The organism is Streptomyces sp. NBC_00057 (assembly GCF_045041165.1).
GTDB lineage: Bacteria > Actinomycetota > Actinomycetes > Streptomycetales > Streptomycetaceae > Streptomyces.
Window position 1 is genome coordinate 994,431 of the sequence record NZ_CP108256.1, and the last position, 18,086, is coordinate 1,012,516.

19 protein-coding genes and 2 pseudogenes are annotated in these 18,086 nt (G+C 69.3%); 7 read left to right on the plus strand and 14 right to left on the minus strand.

What is annotated here, in order from left to right; all coding sequences use genetic code 11:
* Window positions 1-100: 100 nt before the first annotated feature.
* Window positions 101-577, minus strand: a complete 477-nt coding sequence (locus tag OG953_RS04925) for a winged helix-turn-helix transcriptional regulator (RefSeq protein ID WP_405682710.1) — start codon at window positions 575-577, stop codon at window positions 101-103.
* A gap of 118 nt (window positions 578-695) precedes the next feature.
* Between OG953_RS04925 and OG953_RS04930 the strand changes: the two genes are divergently transcribed.
* Both OG953_RS04930 and OG953_RS04935 read left to right on the plus strand, forming a co-directional pair.
* Window positions 696-1,931 (plus strand): MFS transporter, encoded by a 1,236-nt coding sequence (locus OG953_RS04930; protein ID WP_405682712.1) that lies wholly within the window; start codon window positions 696-698, stop codon window positions 1,929-1,931.
* Window positions 1,932-2,099: 168 nt separating this feature from the next.
* Entirely contained in the window at window positions 2,100-2,831 is a 732-nt protein-coding gene (locus OG953_RS04935; RefSeq protein ID WP_405682713.1) for a flavodoxin family protein, read from the plus strand.
* A gap of 76 nt (window positions 2,832-2,907) precedes the next feature.
* Here the strand turns inward: OG953_RS04935 and OG953_RS04940 are convergent, their stop codons facing one another.
* The 4 genes from OG953_RS04940 to OG953_RS04955 all read right to left on the minus strand — a co-directional run bounded on the left by OG953_RS04940 (window position 2,908) and on the right by OG953_RS04955 (window position 6,522).
* Complete coding sequence (locus OG953_RS04940; RefSeq protein ID WP_405682714.1) at window positions 2,908-3,354, minus strand: nitroreductase family deazaflavin-dependent oxidoreductase; 447 nt, start codon at window positions 3,352-3,354, stop codon at window positions 2,908-2,910.
* Entirely contained in the window at window positions 3,338-3,784 is a 447-nt protein-coding gene (locus tag OG953_RS04945) for a helix-turn-helix domain-containing protein (RefSeq protein ID WP_405691639.1), read from the minus strand. The genes OG953_RS04940 and OG953_RS04945 overlap by 17 nt, the downstream gene beginning before the upstream one ends.
* Window positions 3,785-3,793: 9 nt before the next feature.
* On the minus strand, window positions 3,794-4,804 hold the full coding sequence (locus OG953_RS04950; protein ID WP_405682715.1) for a M20/M25/M40 family metallo-hydrolase: 1,011 nt from the start codon (window positions 4,802-4,804) through the stop codon (window positions 3,794-3,796).
* Window positions 4,805-5,073: 269 nt separating this feature from the next.
* Window positions 5,074-6,522: a serine hydrolase domain-containing protein gene (locus tag OG953_RS04955; RefSeq protein WP_405682716.1), complete on the minus strand. Its 1,449-nt coding sequence runs from the start codon at window positions 6,520-6,522 to the stop codon at window positions 5,074-5,076.
* A 108-nt stretch (window positions 6,523-6,630) separates the two neighbouring features.
* Between OG953_RS04955 and OG953_RS04960 the strand changes: the two genes are divergently transcribed.
* A complete protein-coding gene (locus OG953_RS04960) occupies window positions 6,631-7,197 on the plus strand; it encodes a DUF4291 domain-containing protein (RefSeq protein ID WP_405682718.1) in 567 nt (188 codons plus the stop codon).
* 138 nt (window positions 7,198-7,335) lie between these two features.
* On the opposite strand, the gene OG953_RS04965 is transcribed toward OG953_RS04960, so the two are convergent.
* The 3 genes from OG953_RS04965 to OG953_RS04975 form a co-directional block, all read right to left on the minus strand.
* On the minus strand, window positions 7,336-7,890 hold the full coding sequence (locus tag OG953_RS04965) for a hypothetical protein (protein WP_405682719.1): 555 nt from the start codon (window positions 7,888-7,890) through the stop codon (window positions 7,336-7,338).
* Window positions 7,891-7,933: 43 nt separating this feature from the next.
* Complete coding sequence (locus OG953_RS04970) at window positions 7,934-8,947, minus strand: phosphotransferase (RefSeq protein ID WP_405682720.1); 1,014 nt, start codon at window positions 8,945-8,947, stop codon at window positions 7,934-7,936.
* A gap of 84 nt (window positions 8,948-9,031) precedes the next feature.
* On the minus strand, window positions 9,032-9,691 hold the full coding sequence (locus OG953_RS04975) for an SAM-dependent methyltransferase (protein ID WP_405682721.1): 660 nt from the start codon (window positions 9,689-9,691) through the stop codon (window positions 9,032-9,034).
* 137 nt (window positions 9,692-9,828) lie between these two features.
* Here OG953_RS04975 and OG953_RS04980 point away from each other — a divergent pair, with 137 nt between their 5' ends.
* Window positions 9,829-10,635 carry an SAM-dependent methyltransferase gene (locus OG953_RS04980; RefSeq protein WP_405682722.1) on the plus strand — a complete coding sequence of 269 codons (807 nt, stop codon included), beginning with the start codon at window positions 9,829-9,831 and terminating at the stop codon, window positions 10,633-10,635.
* A 129-nt stretch (window positions 10,636-10,764) separates the two neighbouring features.
* Here OG953_RS04980 and OG953_RS04985 read toward each other — a convergent pair whose 3' ends face one another.
* Window positions 10,765-11,274, minus strand: coding sequence for a DUF664 domain-containing protein (locus OG953_RS04985; protein ID WP_405682723.1), 510 nt, complete (start codon window positions 11,272-11,274; stop codon window positions 10,765-10,767).
* A 210-nt stretch (window positions 11,275-11,484) separates the two neighbouring features.
* On the opposite strand from OG953_RS04985, the gene OG953_RS04990 reads away from it, so the two are divergent.
* Entirely contained in the window at window positions 11,485-12,087 is a 603-nt protein-coding gene (locus OG953_RS04990) for a hypothetical protein (protein ID WP_405682724.1), read from the plus strand.
* 52 nt (window positions 12,088-12,139) lie between these two features.
* Here the strand turns inward: OG953_RS04990 and OG953_RS04995 are convergent, their stop codons facing one another.
* The 5 genes and pseudogenes from OG953_RS04995 to OG953_RS05015 all read right to left on the minus strand — a co-directional run bounded on the left by OG953_RS04995 (window position 12,140) and on the right by OG953_RS05015 (window position 15,382).
* Window positions 12,140-13,750 carry an APC family permease gene (locus OG953_RS04995; RefSeq protein WP_405682725.1) on the minus strand — a complete coding sequence of 537 codons (1,611 nt, stop codon included), beginning with the start codon at window positions 13,748-13,750 and terminating at the stop codon, window positions 12,140-12,142.
* Window positions 13,751-13,928: 178 nt separating this feature from the next.
* A pseudogene (locus tag OG953_RS05000) lies at window positions 13,929-14,210 on the minus strand (LLM class flavin-dependent oxidoreductase); the annotation flags it as partial.
* A gap of 266 nt (window positions 14,211-14,476) precedes the next feature.
* On the minus strand, window positions 14,477-14,668 hold the full coding sequence (locus tag OG953_RS05005) for a DUF6381 family protein (protein ID WP_405682726.1): 192 nt from the start codon (window positions 14,666-14,668) through the stop codon (window positions 14,477-14,479).
* A gap of 78 nt (window positions 14,669-14,746) precedes the next feature.
* Window positions 14,747-14,896, minus strand: a pseudogene (locus OG953_RS05010) (LuxR C-terminal-related transcriptional regulator); the annotation flags it as partial.
* A 24-nt stretch (window positions 14,897-14,920) separates the two neighbouring features.
* On the minus strand, window positions 14,921-15,382 hold the full coding sequence (locus OG953_RS05015) for a hypothetical protein (RefSeq protein WP_405682727.1): 462 nt from the start codon (window positions 15,380-15,382) through the stop codon (window positions 14,921-14,923).
* A 566-nt stretch (window positions 15,383-15,948) separates the two neighbouring features.
* Between OG953_RS05015 and OG953_RS05020 the strand changes: the two genes are divergently transcribed.
* Window positions 15,949-17,013, plus strand: a complete 1,065-nt coding sequence (locus OG953_RS05020; protein WP_405682728.1) for a tetratricopeptide repeat protein — start codon at window positions 15,949-15,951, stop codon at window positions 17,011-17,013.
* Window positions 17,010-18,062: a polyprenyl synthetase family protein gene (locus tag OG953_RS05025; protein WP_405682729.1), complete on the plus strand. Its 1,053-nt coding sequence runs from the start codon at window positions 17,010-17,012 to the stop codon at window positions 18,060-18,062. The genes OG953_RS05020 and OG953_RS05025 overlap by 4 nt, the downstream gene beginning before the upstream one ends.
* Window positions 18,063-18,086: the final 24 nt, after the last annotated feature.

Consider the following 18,086-nt stretch of genomic DNA (forward strand, 5'->3'; position numbering starts at 1 on the left):
GCGCGTCCTGATCGACTGTCCGGGGGCCGTGTGAGGTCGTACGCGTGTGACGCGGACGGTCGGGGAGTGGCGGCGGCGCCGGGCCGTGCGGCGCGTCGGCCTATTCGGACGCTGCCGCCGAGGCCGCGGGGCGTTCGACCTTCTTCACCGTGATGTCGTCCGGTCCGAGCTGCCGCCCGTCGGCCGAGTGGACCTCCAGTGCCCGGGGCGGACGCCCGTGCCGCAGGTCGACCATCTTTGAGTGCGGTTCGCCGGGATCGAAGAAGTGGCCCTCGCCCCACTGCCGCAGCGCGACGATGACCGGGAAGAGATCCCTGCCCTTGGGCGTCAGCACGTATTCGTGGTACGCGCTGCCGTCGGCCGCCGGCGCCATGTCGAAGATGCCGCCCGCGACCAGATCGCGCAGGCGCGACGCGAGGATGTTCTTCGCCACGCCCAGGCTGCGCTGGAACTCCCCGAAGCGGCGACTGCCGTCGAACGCGTCGCGGACGATCAGGAGCGACCACCAGTCGCCGATCGCGTCGACCGAACGAGCCACCGGGCAGTCGCTCTCGTCGAAGCGTGTCCGCTTGACCATGCCGTCCTCCCTCACACCGTCGGTTGCAACATGCTACCAGGCGCGGATACGGTCAGCCCGGTAGCAACATGCAACCAATGCGATCGAGGGATGCCACGTGACCGGCAGCGAGAGAACGATGAGATCCGAGAACGCGAACGGGGCGACACCGGCTCGCACCCTGTCCGGACGCACGACACTGCTGTTCGCGGTCGCGTCCGGCGTGGCGGTGGCCAATGTCTACTTCGCGCAACCCCTACTGGTCACCCTGAGCCAGGACTTCCGGATCAGTGCGGCGACCATCGGTATCGTCGTCACCCTCACCCAGATCGGGTACGGCCTCGGGCTGTTCCTGCTCGTGCCCCTCGGCGATCTGGTCGACCGGCGGCGCCTCGTCGTGACCCAGCTGGTACTGCTGGCGACGGCACTCATCGCAACCGGGACCGCGGCCACCGCACCGATCCTGCTGACCGCCCTGGCCGCGGTGGGCTTTCTCGCCGTGGTGACGCAGACCCTCGTGGCCTTCGCCGCATCGCTGTCCGCCCCGGACCGACGCGGCCGCGCGGTCGGCCTGGTCACCAGCGGAATCGTCATCGGAATCCTGCTGGCCCGCACGGTCTCCGGCGCACTGGCCGACCTGGCGGGCTGGCGAACGGTCTACCTCACATCGGCGGCTCTGACCCTCGCGCTCGCCCTGTCCCTGCATCGTGTGCTGCCACGACGCACCACACCGCCCGCATCCATGCGATACATGCAGCTGCTGCGTTCCACACTCGTCCTGTTCGCCGAGGAACGCGTACTCCGTGTCCGGGCTCTGCTCGCCCTGCTGATCTTCGCCGCGTTCAGCACCCTGTGGAGCTGCGTCGCGCTGCCGCTGAGCGAACCCCCACTGTCGCTGTCGCACACCGCGATCGGAGCGTTCGGGCTCGCGGGGGCGGCGGGCGCGCTCGCGGCCGCTCCGGCCGGGCGCCTGCACGACCGCGGCCTCGCCGGGTGGACTACCGGCGTCGCACTGGCCCTGCTCACCGTGTCGTGGCTCCCCCTCTCCCTCACCCGGCAGTCGCTGTGGGCACTGGTGATCGGCGCGATCGTCCTCGACCTCGCCGTGCAGGCCGTCCATGTGACCAGCCAGAGCCTGATCTACGCGGTCCGTCCCGACGCGGGCAGCCGTCTGATCGGCGGTTACATGGTCTTCTACTCGGTCGGCAGCGCTGCGGGCGCCCTCGCCTCGACGACCGTATACGCGATCGCCGGATGGGGTGCGGTGTGCGTTCTCGGCGCCGCGATCAGCGCACTCGCGCTCGTCGTGTGGGCGGCGACCCGCAATGACACGCCCGCGGCAGGCACGACCGGAGCGCCGAGCGCATCCGCCTGATGACCGGGGGCGGCGCCCACTGCACCGGCGCGGCAGGCCCGGCGGGACCGGGGGCCGGACCTGCTGCGTATGGGGGGGCATCCGCGCGCCTACCGCCCGGTACGGCCGTACATGACGGTAAACCGGGATTCACACCCCTTCCCCGTATACATACCGAGGAGCCCCCGCATGTCGTCGCCCGGCCGCACCGATGACACCTACCGCTTCGACGATCTGCGCGCGCTCTACCTCAACTGCACGCTCAAACGCTCCCCGGAGACCAGCAATACGCAGGGGCTGATCGACCACAGCCGCGCGATCATGGAGGAGCACGGCGTCACCACCGAGGTGGTCCGGGCCGTCGACCACGACATCGCGACCGGCGTCTGGCCGGACATGAGGGAGCACGGCCGGCAGACGGACGCCTGGCCGGAGCTGTACGAGAAGGTGATGGCCGCCGACATCCTGGTGCTGTGCGGGCCGATCTGGCTGGGGGACAACAGCTCGGTCATGAAACGGGTCGTCGAGCGCCTCTACGCCTGTTCCAGCATCCTCAACGACAAGAACCAGTACGCGTATTACGGCCGGGTGGGCGGCTGCCTGATCACCGGGAACGAGGACGGGGTCAAGCACTGCGCAATGAATCTGCTCTACAGCCTCCAACACCTCGGCTACACGATCCCTCCGCAGGCCGATGCGGGCTGGATCGGGGAAGCGGGGCCCGGCCCGTCGTATCTGGACCCTGGGTCGGGCGGTCCGGAGAACGACTTCACCAACCGCAACACCTCTTTCATGGCCTGGAACCTGATGCATCTCGCCACGATGCTGAGGCGTGCGAACGGCATCCCGGCCCACGGCAACCAGCGCTCCGAGTGGGATGCGGGCTGCCGCTCGGACTATCCCAACCCGGAGCACCGCTGACCTCGCCTCCGGCTGACGAGGCCGCGTCCGGGAGAGGCGCCGCGGGCGTGCGGCCCGCGCCTCCCCCGGGCGGTCGTCAGTGCTGTTCGGCTGTCGGCTCCAGGACGAAGACCGGAATCTGCCGGTCGGTCTTGAGCTGGTAGTCGGCGTAGTCGGGGAACGCCTCGACCGCGCGCTGCCACCACACCGTCTTCTCCTCGCCGGTGACCTCACGGGCGTTCATGTCGTGTCGGACCGGGCCGTCCTGCAGCTCCACACGGGCGTCGGCCACGATGTTGTGGTACCAGACGGGGTGCTTGGGCGCGCCACCCTGCGAGGCGACCACGGCGTACGTGCCGTTGTGCTCGACCCTCATGAGCGGGGTCTTGCGGATCTTGCCGCTCTTGGCCCCGCGGGTGGTCAGGATGATGACCGGCAGGCCCCGCATCGTGGTCCCCTCCGTCCCCCCGGAGCTCTCGAACAGCTCGACCTGATCGCGGACCCACTGCGCGGGGCTCGGCTCGTACTCACCCTTGAGAGGCATGGCATCTGTCCCATCGTCGACATTCGGTTACGCAGACACGCGGACATGCGGGCGTAGGTGCGGCCCGCTGCTCCGGGAACTCTTTCATCATTCCGCCCACCCGGGGCCGGGCGGATCCTCGTGTCATGGCGGCAGTCGGGGGCGGCGTCAGGGGTACGGCGGGTTCAGCCGCAGTTGCAGCATCGCTCTCCGGGTCGCTGAGATCGATGCCCGCCACCACGGCCAGCCGCTTGAGCCGGTAGCGGAAGGTGTTGGGGTGAATGTGTACGGCGGCAGCGGCGGCTGCCGCATCACCGAAGGTGCTCAGCCAGGCCTCCAGAGTGTCCGTGAGGGCGGTGCTGTGCTGTGCGTCGTAGGCGCGCAGCCGGATGACCGGGCCGTCGGGGAGATCATCCTCAGCGGCGATCCGGTCCGTCAGCTCCTCCAGCAGCGAGGCGGCTTAGACGTCCGACAGCCTTGCGGCCCGTCGCTGCGAGCGGCCGGAGCCGAGAACGCGCAGCGCCCGGTCCGCGTCGGCGCGGGAGCGGCGCAGCTCGGCCGGGCGGGCGGCAAGCCGGCCGATGCCGATGACGGCGGGGACACGGTTGCCTATACGGCCGAGGAACGCCTCGGCCACCCGTAGCGCGTGCTCGTCCGAACTCGTGGGCAGCACCGCGTAGGTGACGCCCCCGAGTGAGGCCGCGGCCGTACGGGGATGGATCGCGGCCAGGTGCAGGGCGAGTGGCTCGGCAATGCGATGGCCCGCGGCCACCCGGTCGGGCGCCGACGGCTCACCGGTCACCGCGACGCCGTGCAGTGGGCCGAAGCCCAGCTCCGCGTAGCGGCTTCGGGCGAGTTCGAACAGCTCCGCCGACGCGCTCGCCTGCAGCGGCGGCCGGTCCGGGCCTCCGGCGCCCGTGAGCACCGGCGCGAGACCCTGCATGGCACGGTCCACCCGGTCCTGTTCGGCGGCCGTCTCGACCCGTACGTCGACCAGCAGCCGGGCCGCATCGGGCACCGTATTGCGGGTGGTGCCGGAGGAGGCCACGGTCGGCGTCACCGTGGTGCCGGTCGCCGGATCGGCGAGTGCGGACAACGCGAGCACCTGGTGGGCCAGTTCGGTGGTCGTGTTGACCCCGCGCTGGGGTTCGAGTCCGGCGTGCGCCGCGCGTCCGGTGATGTTCAGTTCGTAGCCCGACACACCCTTGCGTGCGGTTTTCACTGCGCCGCCCTCGCTCGCCTCCAGGACGAGTACGGCCCCGGCTCGGCGGGCCTCGGCCTCGATCAGGGTGCGCGAGGTCGGGGAGCCGATCTCCTCGTCGCCCGTGAGCAGGACCGACACCCCGTCCAGGTCGTCGAGCACCGACAGCGCGTGGAACAGCTGCACCACGCCGGCCTTCATGTCGAAGCAGCCGGGTCCTGTCAGCCGTCCCCCGGCCACCTCGAAGGGGTGGCCGGCCAACGAGCCCACGGGCCACACCGTGTCGAAGTGGCCAAGCAGCAACACCCGGTCGCCGGAACCGAAGCGCCAGCGCAGAGCGGGCCGTCCCGAGCCGTCGAGCCACTCGGGCGCCGCGCCGGTCAGCCGGGTGCCGAGCCCGGCGACGCCCCGGGCGCAGTCGGCGACGGCGGCCAGGTCCTCACTGGGGCGACTCGGTGCGGACCAGCTCCTCGATGTCGGCCGGCAGGCCCGGCAGGCCCGGCAGCCCCGCCTCCAGGGCGGTGGCGATTGCGGTCACGTCAGACCGCCTTGGGGGTGGCGCGGGCACCGTGGTGGATGTAGGGCGTGCCGTCGGCGAGTGTGTAGAACACGACCGGGAACCAGGACTTCATTCCCGGCCGCTGCACCACGAAGAGCCCTGGCTCGACCGGGTGCAGCTCGTACTCCGTCTCCGTGTCGGGGGTCAGTTCGGCCAGCGGTCCGGTGATCCGGTCGAGCATCACCAGGCCGCCGTCCCGCTCCACGATCTCGACCCGGCTGGAGAGCCGCTGGTACACGCCGACGTAGTCGGCGGGGTCCACCGCCACCGGCTCCGTCGCCGGCTGGATGGCGGTGCGCATCGTCACGCCGGCCAGCTCCTGGACGATCTCCGCGAACACGTCCCGGTAGAGGCTCATGGTGTCGCCGCCATTGGTGAGCAGGCAGATCGCCAGGTCGGCCTCGGGCAGCACCCGCAGGAACGCGCTCTGCCCGATCGTGCCGCCGTCGTGTCCGTACACCCGCTGTCCGTCCCAGGTGTCGAGGAACCAGCCCAGCCCCCAGGCGTTGCCCAGGATGTACGGGTCGGGGAGCTCGACCTGCGGGGTCTGCATGGCGGTGACGCCCTCGGCCGAGAGGATCTTGGTGCCTTCCTCGGTGACGCCGTTGTCGAGGTGCAGCCGGGCGAACTGCAGTACCTCGCGCGGCGTCGAGCAGATCAGTCCGGCCGGTCCGGCCGAACGCATCAGCCCCCACAGCGGGGCCTGCACCGGCGGATCCCCCAGATGCCCGATGGCGGCGCGGAAGCGCAGCGCCTCCTCCGGCAGGGTCACGGTGTGTGTCAGGCCGAGCGGACGGAACAGGCGCTCGCGCATCAGTTCGTCCCACTGGACGCCGGTGACGACTTCCAGCACCCTGCCGAGCAGTGTGAAGCCCGCGTTGCAGTACGACATGGTGGCGCCGAGCGGGTGGTTGGGAGTGCCGTCGCCCAGTAGCGCGGCGAACTTCTCCAGGCAGTCGTCGCCCCGGCCGGTGTCGGTGAAGAGGTCGCCGTCGATGCCGCTGGTGTGGTCCAGGAGGTGTCGGAGCGTCACGCCCTGGGTCAGCTCCTCGTTCGCGAGCCGCAGTTCGGGGAGTACGGAGACGATGGGCGCGTCCAGTTCGAGCAGGCCCTCGTCGACCAGGGCCATGGCCACCGTGGTGGTCCACACCTTGGAGATCGAGCCGATCTGGAACAGGGTGTCGGTGGTCGTCTCGATCCCGGCGTCGGTGTTGGCCAGGCCTGCGGCGGCCTCGGCGATCAGTTCGCCGCGGTGCAGGATGCCGAGATTGGCGCCGGGGACGGAGTGACGGGCGGCCAGTTCGGTGAGGCGGGCGGTCCAGCGGGCGGACAGGTCGGTGGTGTCGGTCATGTTCGGCTCCAATTCCGCTTCGTTCAGCGGTTCCAGGGTGTTCAGCGGGTTCAGCGGTCGGTGTGCGTCGTGACCCATTCGATCAGCCTGCGCGAGTAGTCCTCCCGGTGCGAGGGCGTGAGCAGTCCGGTCGGGCGGGGAGAAAAACGATCGCGCCGGAATCGGGTCCCTGGCAGCCTGTGGCGCATGGCCCCCCAGCACCAGATACGAGCCCACTACGATGCCCGGACGATCGTGGTCTACCAGGCGTACTCACCGGCAGTCGCTGATCCGTCCCTGCGGGCGAAACGGTTCGTGCCACCGTTCTCGTTCAACCGTATGACCTGGATCAAGCCGTCGTTCCTGTGGCTCATGCACCGCAGCAACTGGGCACAGAAGTCGGGACAGGAACGCGTCCTCGCAGTACGGATCACCCGTGCCGGATGGGAGGAGGCCCTCTCCCGGGCCGCGCTGACGACGGCCGACCCGGCGACCGTCGCCCGGGCCCCCGTACACGTCCAGTGGGATCCCGAACGCTCGCTGCGGGGAGCCGCGCTCAATCACTACAGCATCCAGGTCGGGGTCGGACGCGGACTGATCCGCACCTTCACAGAGGACTGGGTCGTCGACCTGGCCGACATCACTCCACAGGCCCGCAAGATCGCGGCACTCAAGCAGAGCGGCCGGACCGCACAGGCCCAGCGGCTGCTTCCGCCCGAGCGGATCTACCCGATGCCTCCGGCCATCGCGGGGAATGTCCTCATCGACGCGTGAGCGCCGCCCCGTACCGGCCTCGGCTCATGCGCCCGGCCGCTGAGTTGCACAGTCGGCATAGCTCTGGAACCAGTGGGTGTCGAAGTAGCGGGCTGCCGAATGCGGGACTGTCGGGTCGGTGAGCAGGCGGTGGACGTACTAGGTGGTGGAGCCGTCGAAACGGCTCCACTCCGCCAGTTCCCCACAGGCGACAACGGGCCATCTATCGGGGTCCGGGTCCTCGGTCAGCCAGAAGAAATCATCCGCCTGCTCGGTGAACGCCCGGCGCAGCAGTCCGCCCGGCGCCGGGAACGGCTGGTGGGGCTTCCGGAGCGAGCGGCCGTACGTTCTCGCCCACTGCGCTATCTGCAGCGCGTCCCCGACGGGGTCACTTGCCTCGGACGGCCATCCGGGAACGGCGAGATCGACGAAGCCGTCGAAGGACCCGTAGCCGAATCTCTCCGCCATGCGTTTGTAGTCGGTGGGCAGGCGACTGCCCAGCCGGGCCTCCGCTGCCGCCCAGTCGATGGCGTATTCGCGCTTTCCCCGGTGCCCGGTTGTCGCGATGATCCTGTCCAACCACGAAGCGTCCTGCGGCAGATCATCGCTCACCGGGGTGGGTCGGGCCGCGACGACGACCACCACGCATCGGCCTTCGTCCGTGTCGATCTCTCCGCAGCCGATCCAGCTTCCGCCGAGTATCCAGGCGCGCATCTCGCGCACACCGATCCCGCACTCCCGGCCGACGCGGTTGCCTCTACAGCGGTGGCTCGGTGAAGAGTTCCAGCAGCCAGTGAGCACCCTCCGCGTCGCCTTCCGCCCCCACGCTGTCGGACGCACCGGGGAAGAGACGCCCCCAGGAGCAGGCCCGTCCGATCGCCCCGAGTCGCCACGCCAGACTCACCGCACGCCGCAGTTCCGCCTTCGTACGGCCGTCCCCCTCCCACGGTTCCAGGTAGGCGTCCCGCAGCCGGGGCAGCACCTCGGGCCCGAACCGCTCGCGGGCCGCACGTGCGGGGACCAGAAAGCTGCAGAAGGGATGGGTAACGGCCGCGTCGCCCCAGTCGAAGAAGGTGAAGCGGCCGGGCGTGGACGCGAAGAGCTGACCGTCGTGCAGATCCGAGTGGTCGAGCGTATCCGCGATGCCCGCACCTGCAAGTTCCTCGCACCACTCCGCGAGGCGTGGCCGCAGCTCGCGCAACGCCTTGAGGTCAGTGGGTTCCAATGCGGTGTTGCCGTCGACGACCCGGTCGAAGATCTCGGGGAGCGCAGTCGTGCGCGCGTTGGGGACACCGAGCAGTTCGATCTCCTCGGCGTACGGCACAAGTGCGCGTTGCATTCCGGCGTATTGACGCAGCGGCTCTTCCCAGGCACGCGGGTCGGCGGTGCCACGAGTCGAGTCGAGTACGTTCCTGAAGAGCGCGCCGCCGTCAGGGAGCAGCGACCAGCCGCGGCCTGCGTCGACGGCGAGCGGCTTCAACACGTACTCGGGTACCCAGCGGGCCAATGCCTCGGTCAGCCCCGCCTCGAAGGCGCTCGCGGGCGGGTTGGCCTTGAACCAGACGGCTTCGCGTCCCTCGACGGGCAGCCGTACCAGCACGGACCACGGCCGGAGCCTCACCTTTCGTTGCCCGGTCTCACGCAGCCCGTGAGCGGCGAGCCCGCGCTCCACCCATCCGAGGGCTTCCTCCCGCCAGGCCTCTTGTTCCCAGGGCGTCACCGCATCGGGGTACTGCCCTCGGTCGGCGATTTCCGGCGCATCACGTTGCATTGCACCATCCCACCACCGTGCCTGCCGGGCCTTCACCTGGTTTTACGGCGCGTGCGACGACGACGATGTTGTCGCTCCCAGCGGTCAGCGGCCCACGCGACCAGTCCCCGTAGCACGCCTCGTCCTCGAAGCCGAGTCTCCGAGGAATGCGCAGATCCTCCCGGCATCGAGGAATCGCAGGCTCGTCCGGTCGATGCGCAGCGGCTCACCGGCACGGGTTGCCGTCGTCCCGGTGAACGTGACCACATCGCCGACGACGGATTCCACGAAGTGGCTCACGCGCAGCGCCCGGTCCATGTGGTCGGTGACGTCGACGTGGTTCGCCGGGTTCCATTGCTCCCACGCCCGCGCCTGCGGGTTGCGGGTGCCGAACACAAATCGTCCTCCGTCGGACAGGGCGTGCCGAATCGCTGCGAGCGACGCACGTAGTTCATCGTCGGTGACGAAAACCTGGAACACGTTGCTCGCCATGACAGCGAGCCCGAACTCTCCTTCCCAAACGGCTTCTTCGGCTCTGCCCAGGACCCACTCGATGCCGCCCCGTCCGCTCGCCCGGTCCAGTGCGGCGCCATCGGGGTCCAGCCCGCACAGCCGACCGGTGTGTCCCGCCTCGCGCGCACGGTGCAGCCTCCATGGACCGTCCGTTCCGTCGACCGCAAGGGCAGCCGCGGTGCCTTGCGGTGGCGGCGCGGAACACAGCGGGCACAGGCAGAGCGGCGGGCCCGGGACCGCCAAATGCACCACGGCGGGTACCTGTTGACCGACGGTCCGTGACTTCGCTCCCTCGGATGCGCCTCCGGCAGGAGGTGCATCCCCGTCCGGGTCGTCGCCAGTGATCAATACCTCAGGCAGGTGCGGGTGGCATATGTGAGGATCTGACCATGAGTACATCTTCGCAGTCGCCGGCCGACAGGCTTCAGACGGACCGGCCGCATTCGGCACGCGTGTGGAACTACCTCCTGGGCGGCAAGGACAACTACTCCGTCGACCACCAAATGGGCGACATGATCCTCACGGCGTTCCCGGACTTCGCCGCCATCGCCCGCCTCCAGCGGGCCTTCCTCGCCCGCGCTGTGCGGTTCCTGACCGCAGAGGCGGGCATCCGTCAATTCCTCGACATAGGCACGGGCCTGCCGACGGCCGACAACACGCACGAGGTGGCCCAGCGGGTGGCCCCGGATTCCCGGATTGTGTACGTCGACAACGACCCGCTCGTCCTGACCCATGCCCGCGCCCTGCTCACCAGCACTCCCGAGGGCGCGTGCGCATACATCGACGCCGACGTCAGGGACGCCGACACGATTCTCGCCGAGGCCGCCAAAACGCTGGACTTCAGCCGCCCGGTCGGGCTGACCATGCTGGGGATCATGGGGCAGCTCCCCGATGAGGACGACCCGTGGGCGCTGGTAGACCGGCTGGTGGCCGCGCTCCCCTCAGGAAGCTATCTGGCCCTCAGTGACGGCACGAACACGAGTGACTCACTGAACCAGGCCGTCGCCTCCTACAACGCGAACTCGGCAAGCTCGTATCATCTGCGCAGCCCTGAACGGATCGCCGACTTCTTCCACGGTCTGGACGTGGTGGAGCCGGGCGTCGTGCGGACGTCGGCCTGGCGCCCCGATCCCGACCAGAGCCCGGCGGACACCCTGCAGGGTCATGCGGTGAGCGGCGTCGGACTCAAGGTCTGAGACACCGGTCCTCCGGCGCCGAGGCCGCGCGGTCCGCGACCTCGGCTCCGGAGGACCAGGGGATGGAACAGGAATCGGAGTGCGCCGACACCGTCCGACGACACAACAGGCCTCCGCACGCGGCGAGTTCTACCGCCGCTCGAGCGCGCCCCGTACGAAGGCCGCCTGGCCGGCGTGCTGCAGGTCGTCCGAGATGACGCTGATCAGACGGACCCCGAGGGTGACCGGCGGCGACCATGCCTCGTCGACGATGCGGCTCAGCGCCCTGCCGTCGAGCCCACTGATGAATCCCAGAGTCTGTTCATGGACGTCGTCGTAGTAGCCGAGCAGCAGTTCGGGCGAGCCCACCTGCACAGCCGCGACGTCTGCGGCACTGTGTCCGTACCCGGTGGTGTTCTTCGTGAACGGCAGATCGAAGCGGGAGGCCCAGTCCTGGGTGAACCAGACCTGCTCGATACCGGCCGCATCCGAGATGTGGTCGTCCTGGATCCGAGTGAGGTGCCACACGAGCCACGCGATCGTGTTCGCTCCGTCGTCGAGGCGAGCGTGGAGGTCGGTGTGTGAAAGGCCCTCGACCACCGAGTGCACCGTCTCCTGGACGCGCGTGAACGCGTCCGTCAAAAGGTCAGCACTTTTCATGCCATCACCCTCTCCGCTCTCGCGCTCCTCCCCCGCCATCGACACGCGCCGCACACGACTCGGCCGCCGGTCACCGCCCCTGACGTACAGGGCAATTCAGCGTCCCGCGTAGGGTGGAGACATGCTTTGACGCCTGCCCGGAATCCGGGCACCCCCGTGACCTCCTTCGTACCTGGACGAACCCGATTCCGACGGAGGAGAAGAGCCAACATGACCACGTCGAACCCCATCGACGTCCCCGACGCGTTCGCCGCGTCGTACGGCCGGAACAGCGGCGCGTCCGGCCGTGCCTGGATCACCGCGCTGCCGGGACTGGCCGCGGAGTTCCTGGACCGTTGGACACTGCGGCCGGACGGCCCCGCAGGACATGGCATGGCCTCACTCGTACTGCCCGTGACCCGCGCGGACGGTAACACGCCGCTGCCCACGCCTCGCGGCCGGCTGAACTTCCGTACCGTCAAAAGCGATGAGGAAGCCATCGGCCTCCTGGCCCGCATCCTGCCGGGCACGCTCGATGCCTACAGCCGGGCCGATATCGCCCGTTCCTCCATCGAGGAATACGCCCGTTTCCAGTACCACGACGAACTGCTCAGCTACTCCAGTCCACGCGAATGGTGGCGGATCGGCGTGCGAGAGGACGGCGAACCGGTCGGGCTGGTGGTACCGGCTCGGAGTCCGAACGGCTTCGTCATCGCCTACATCGGAGTCGCGGAAGGCCATCGTGGCCACGGCTACGTCGACGACTGCTCACGGAAGGAACCGGCCTGCCGGCCGCCCAGGGCGCCGAACGCATCACCGCGGACACGGATCTGAGCAACGAACCCATGGCGCGAGCGTTCGAACGCGCCCGGTACGAGAACTTCGCTCAGCGCATCGACATGGGCTGGGACTGACGACTGAGGTGATCGGCGCCCGAGTGCACCGCCCACACGAAGACGCCCAGCGACACGGCCGCGACCGCCACGGAGTCGTACGGTGCCGGCAGGTGGCCGGAGCCGCCGAAGGTGCCGAGCCATGACAGCAGCGTCAGCGCGGCCAGATGAAAGACGAGCCAGGCGCCGTGGAGCAACTCGACGCGCGGCGAAGGCCCCTCGGTACCACGCTGCTGCAGCAGGAACAGCGGGACGCCGAGCAGGACGAGCGGCAGTGCGAGCCGCAGATCGTGCCACCCCGACCAGAAGACGAACTCGCCGGCCACGATGAAACTGACCGGCGCGATCCAGCGCACCCCCGGCACCTCGCCCTCCGTCCGTGGCGCTCCCCCCTCCCGCTCGTGTGCCCGGAACGCCGCGACGGCGACCGCCGAGGCCGCGTAGATGAGCAGATACATGTCGCCCATCACGCTCACGATGTCCTGCCAGCCGCCGAACGGCAGCATGAAGACGATGATGACGGCGAGGTTGAGCACCAGCGCCCGGTGCGCCATGCCGGACCGGGCATCGATCCGCATGAAGAAGCGGGGCAGCAGGCCGTTCTTGGCGAGCGCGTACGTGTGCCGGGCATCGATCGCCACCCCCACGTAGGCCGAACCGCCGGGAGAGATCACCGCGTCGGCGTAGAGCAGGGTGGCCAGCCAGTGCAGGTTGAGCACCAGGGCGAGCTGCCCGAACGGCGACTCGAGGTCGACTCCCTGCCAGCCGTTGCCCAGCAGGGACTCGGGCACCGTGAAAAGGAACGCCAGTTGGAGCCCCAGGTAGACCAGCACGGCAAGGCCGATACTGGTGAGCACAGCGGCCGGCACGTTACGGCGTGGATTGCGTGCCTCTCCCGAGAAGTCGAGCGGGGCCTGGAACCCGTTGACGGAGTAGACGATGCCGCCACCGGCGAGAGCAGTGAGGCATGCCGCGTAGCCGTACGGTGCGAAGCCGCCGTGGTCGGTGAGGCGCCCGGAGTGCGTGCCCGAGAGGAACAGTGCGATGACCGTGACGACGGGGACGACAACCTTGAACACCGACACCAGGTTGTTCAGCCGGGCGAACATCCGCACGGCGAACCAGTTGAGCGCGGTCAGCACGACGCTCAGCGCGACAGCCACACCGAGGCCCGTGGCGCTGAGGCTGCCGCCGTCGTACAAGCCCGGTAGATAGTGCGCGGCGTACTGCATGATGGCGCTGATCTCCGCCGCCGTACCGCCGACCGAGAGCAGGACCGACCAGCCGATCACCGTACCGACCAGCCGCCCGCTCGCGTACAGCGGCCAACGCACGGTGCCTCCGCCCTCCGGACGGGTGGCCCCGAGCTCCACCATGACCAGAGCGACCAAGCCGCAGAGCGCACCGGCCGCGATCCAGGACAGCAGGGCGGCGGGCCCGGCGGTCTGGGCGGCGTACATGGCCGCGAACAACCACCCGGATCCCAGGATGTTGGAGAACCCGATCGCGGTCAGGCCCCAGAATCCGAGATCCTTGCGGAGCCGGCGCTCCTCGACCAGCGCCGCAGGGGCGGCGAGCGACTCCGTCGGCTCGTTCTGCGGCACGTGGCACGTGGCACGTCTCCTGGGATGGTCGGGGACATACAAGAGCCCAGCGTGCCACGCGTGGTGGCAGGAACCGCCGAAGGATTGCCGTTTGAGGCGCCGATACGGGTGAACGCTCTGTCAGCGGCCGGACAGTCACGACAGGGTGCCGGGCACACGTCTGCCGGTAGTCGGGCCGTCAGGCGGTCAGCTCCGCGATACGGGCCAGCCGGCGCAAGGAGTCCATCAGAGCCGCACGGTCGTAGGTACTGGTGGTGACCAGCACCTCGTCCGCGCGGGTCTCCTCGATGGCCGCTTCGAGCCCTTTGATCACTTGGTCCTCCGTGCCCTGGAGGTGGCCGCGCAATCCATTCTCGTAGAAGCCGCGCTCCTTCTCCGTCATGGTCAGTGCCTCGACCCGCTCGGCGGGGGCGAGCGGCGGGAAAACACCATGGGTCCGGGAGTACGCCATGGACCACGCCGGGCGAGGCGCACGGTGTCGCGCAGCGCCTCGGGGCCGTCGTACCCCTCACGGGTACGGGAGCGGTCGAGCACGGAAAACCGGGTGGATGCGATCACAGAACTCACACCCTTGTTCAACGTCCGGGCCCCGCCAGGATTCCCCCGGCCTGCCATGGAGTCGACGTGCGCAGCCCCTGAGCAGTAGCGTCAGGGGCTGCGCGACGGCTGTGCGCCCACGACGTCGGGGTGGAGCGGCCGCGGCATTCGGCCGCCATCCGGGGGCGACTACTCCATGGGGTAGATGTCCCCGCTCGCCATGCCGCTGACCTGATCGCTCTCCGCTTCGATCCTGCGGGCCTTTTCCTTCAGGCGTTGGCGTTCCTTGGGGTCGGTGGTGCGCTCGGCCTCGTCGTTGAGATCCTTCGCCTTGGCGCGCATCTGCCTCACGCGACCGCGATATTCTTCTGATTCGCTCATGATCACTCCTTGGATCTGCGGGCGGAGTGGGCCCCACCACGGAACCGGGCTTTGCCGGGGGCAGCACACTCCAGGCAGTTACCCACTGCTACGTCGAACGCAACAGAGGGTCATCCGCCGCCCGGCATTCCGGGCGGCCGACGCCGCTCGGACGCGGTTTCCCACCTCCAGAGTAGGCAGGATGCGACTGACGTGGGCCTTCACCGTGCTCTCGCTCATCCGTAGCCGCCCACCCGGACCCCGGCTGACCCGTCAGCCTCGGGGCCGGCGCCAGGGACACCGGGATGCGCCGGCGCCTGCCCAGTGGGCATCCGCGCTCAGGAAGCCGAGTCCGATCCCCAGCATCCAGAAGTCCTTGGCCAGCGGGGTGCCGTTCTGGGTGGGCCGCAGGCTGCCGGGCTCCCGCATCCCGGGAACCCGCAGGTACAGACCTAGCAGACCGCTGGAGAACCCTGTCAGCACCAGTCCGGCCAGTCGGGTCGGCACGAAGGGGCAGAGCAAGGTTCCGCCGACGGTCATCTCCGACAGCCCGAGCAGCCGGGTGAATCGCCTGGCCTCAATCTTTTTGAGGAACGGGTAGGCAATACAGGCCATGCCGTGCACGCCCTGGGCCATCTCTTCGTCCGCTTTCAGCTTACCCAGGCCCGAGTTCAGGAAGAACGCTCCAGTGGCAAGGCGAGGGGGCACATCGCGCGGTTCGAGTGTGGTCATCATGCGAGCCTCCGTCGATCCGGTACTCGGCCCCTCGTCGAGCTTAGCCAGAAGGCGCCGGGGACGCTTCACATGGAGTCCCGAGCGGCCGGGGGCCCCGGCGGGACTCGAGTTCCCGTTCAGCCTTCCGCCCACCGCCGTCCGGCATGACGAGCGGCGCCCGGTGCCGCGGACCGAACTCACCGCTGCCACCCCTGCCTCATGGGGCAAGCCGCTCAAGAGGTGAAGCACGGAGTCGGCCGATCAGCAACGGTGCGCAGGGCAACAACTTGTCACGACGCGGGCGACGTCCCGGAACCCCATTCCAGCAGCCCCGGCCGCACCGCGCTCCGCAGCCGGGGCTGCCCCACCTCCGCCTCCGGTACGGGCAATGTCGACTTCTGTCGATCGCAGAGCAACCTCGGACACACCACTGCCGTCTTGATCCACAGCAAGGCGGTTCGCCGCAAGCGACAAGCCACGTCCGACCCCTCACGAGTGCCCGGGTCCGATCACCGGACAACTATGCACTTGATGTATACATCACATGCATAGTTGCCCTGCTGTCGACCCGGGCGCGAAAGGCTCCCATGCACAGCAAGGCACTGGCGCCCGAGTACCAAGGCGCCCTCACCAAGATGTCGGTGAACTCCTCACTCACGGATGTACTGGCAGAAGGAATACGTCACTTGAAGGAGGCCGAGCACAGTGGCTCGCAACAGGAAGTGGCGCGATGCGGGCTCGCGGTCGCCGAGGCGCATCGCAGGCTCGGCAACGTAAAGGAAGCCGATCAGGCGTGGAAGGCCAGTTACCGGGCCGCCCGCTCGGCCGGTGACCTGGGGGCTATGGCCTGGGCGCTGTGGAGCGGTGGGACACTCGCCCGGCAGCGCGGTGAACTCAGGCTCGCTTTCAGGCTGTTGGGGCTCGCGGCCGAGATGGGGAAACGCGGCGGGGACATCGTCGCCCGTGGCTACTCCCTCGCCGGCCTTGCGGAGACCGGGCGAATACAGGGCGACTACCAGACCGTCGCTGTCCTGCACGAACAGCTGCTCGCCGAGGCACGCGCCCGTGGCGAGGCACGCCACACCGTGTGGGCGCTGGAGGGCATCGCGCAGATCCACCGCAACACCGGATCGCTCGACAGCGCCCTGGCCATGTTCGAGGAAGCGGCACAGTTGGCCGGGAATGCGGACGACCGGCGTGGCCGCGCGTGGGCCCTGCGCGGCATGGCCGACATCATCTCCCTGCGGGACGACGATCCGGAGCGTGCCCTGGACCTACTCACGGAGGCCGAACTCACCTGCCGTGAGATGAAGTTGTCCAGTGCGCTCGCGTACAACCACAAGATGCGCGCCAACGTGCTCTTCCGCGCACGCCGTTACGAGGAGGCGCGCGAGGTCTACGAGGAAGCGCTCGCCGAGTTCCGCGCCATGTCCGAACCCCGCGGGGAAGCGCTGGCCCGGCTCGGTCTCGTCAAGTCGCTCGCCCGGCTCGGCCGCGACCGGGACGAGACCGCCGCCGATCTGGGCGAGTTGCGCCGCACCCTGAGCCGGATCGGCCTGCTCAACGCCCGGGACATGGTGGACAAGGCGTACGCCGAACTCGGTGTGACACCGGTCGGTGACGAGACGGACGAGGAAAGCGGACGACGATGACACCACCACCCGTAACCCACCGGGCCACGGCACCGCAGATTCTCGCCCGCTGCCGCGACCTCGTACGCCCGGCGCTTGCACAGGCCGTGCAGCGTCTGCACCCGTGGCACGCGGAGATGGCCGCCTTCTCCCTCGGGTGGAGCCCGGCGGACGGCAGCCCCGTCACGGGTTCACAGGGCAAAGGGGTACGCCAGGCCCTCGCGCTGCTGAGCGCCGAGGCCGCCGGTGCGCCTGCGGAGGACGCTGTCGTCGGCGCGGTGGCCGTCGAGCTGATCCATGTCTTCTCCCTCCTGCACGACGACATCATGGACGGCGACGAGACCCGCAGACAGCGCGCCACCGTCTGGAAGGTGTACGGGACCGGCCCCGCGATCCTCGCGGGGGACGCGCTCTTCGCGCTGGCTGTACAGACTCTGGCCGACGCTCCGGGCGTGCACAGTGCGGCGGCGGTTCGGCATCTCGCCGGAACACTGACCGACCTGGTGCGTGGTCAGGCCGAGGACCTGCTCTTCGAGTCCCGGCCCTGGACCGGACCCGAATCGGTGCAGCCGCACGAGTACCGGTGGATGGCCGAGCACAAGACCGGCACGCTGCTCGGCTGTGCGGCAGGCCTGGGTGGGGTGCTGGCTGGAGCCCCCGCCACGACCGTCGACGCCCTCACCAGGGCCGGTCGGCACCTCGGGGTGGCATTCCAGGCCGTGGACGATCTCCTGGGGATCTGGGGAGATCCGCAGGTCACGGGCAAGCCCGTCCACAGTGATCTGCGTCGGCTGAAGAAGACGTACCCCGTCCTCGCGGCCCTGGCCACGGACCACCCCGCTGCCCGGCGCCTCGCCACGCTTCTCGGCACCGGCAACCCGCTCGACCGCACCACCGCCCGGCGGGCGGCCGACCTCGTCGAAGAAGCCGGTGGGCGCTCCGCGACACTGGCCGAAGCCCACCAGCACCTGGAGAGCGCCCGCCGCAGCCTGGACGGCGTTCCGCTGGCCCCGGCTGCGCTCGGTGAAATCCTCGCGATTCTCCCGTTCTTCGTCGACCGCACCATGTGAACCGACGCGGGACCCCGACCCAGC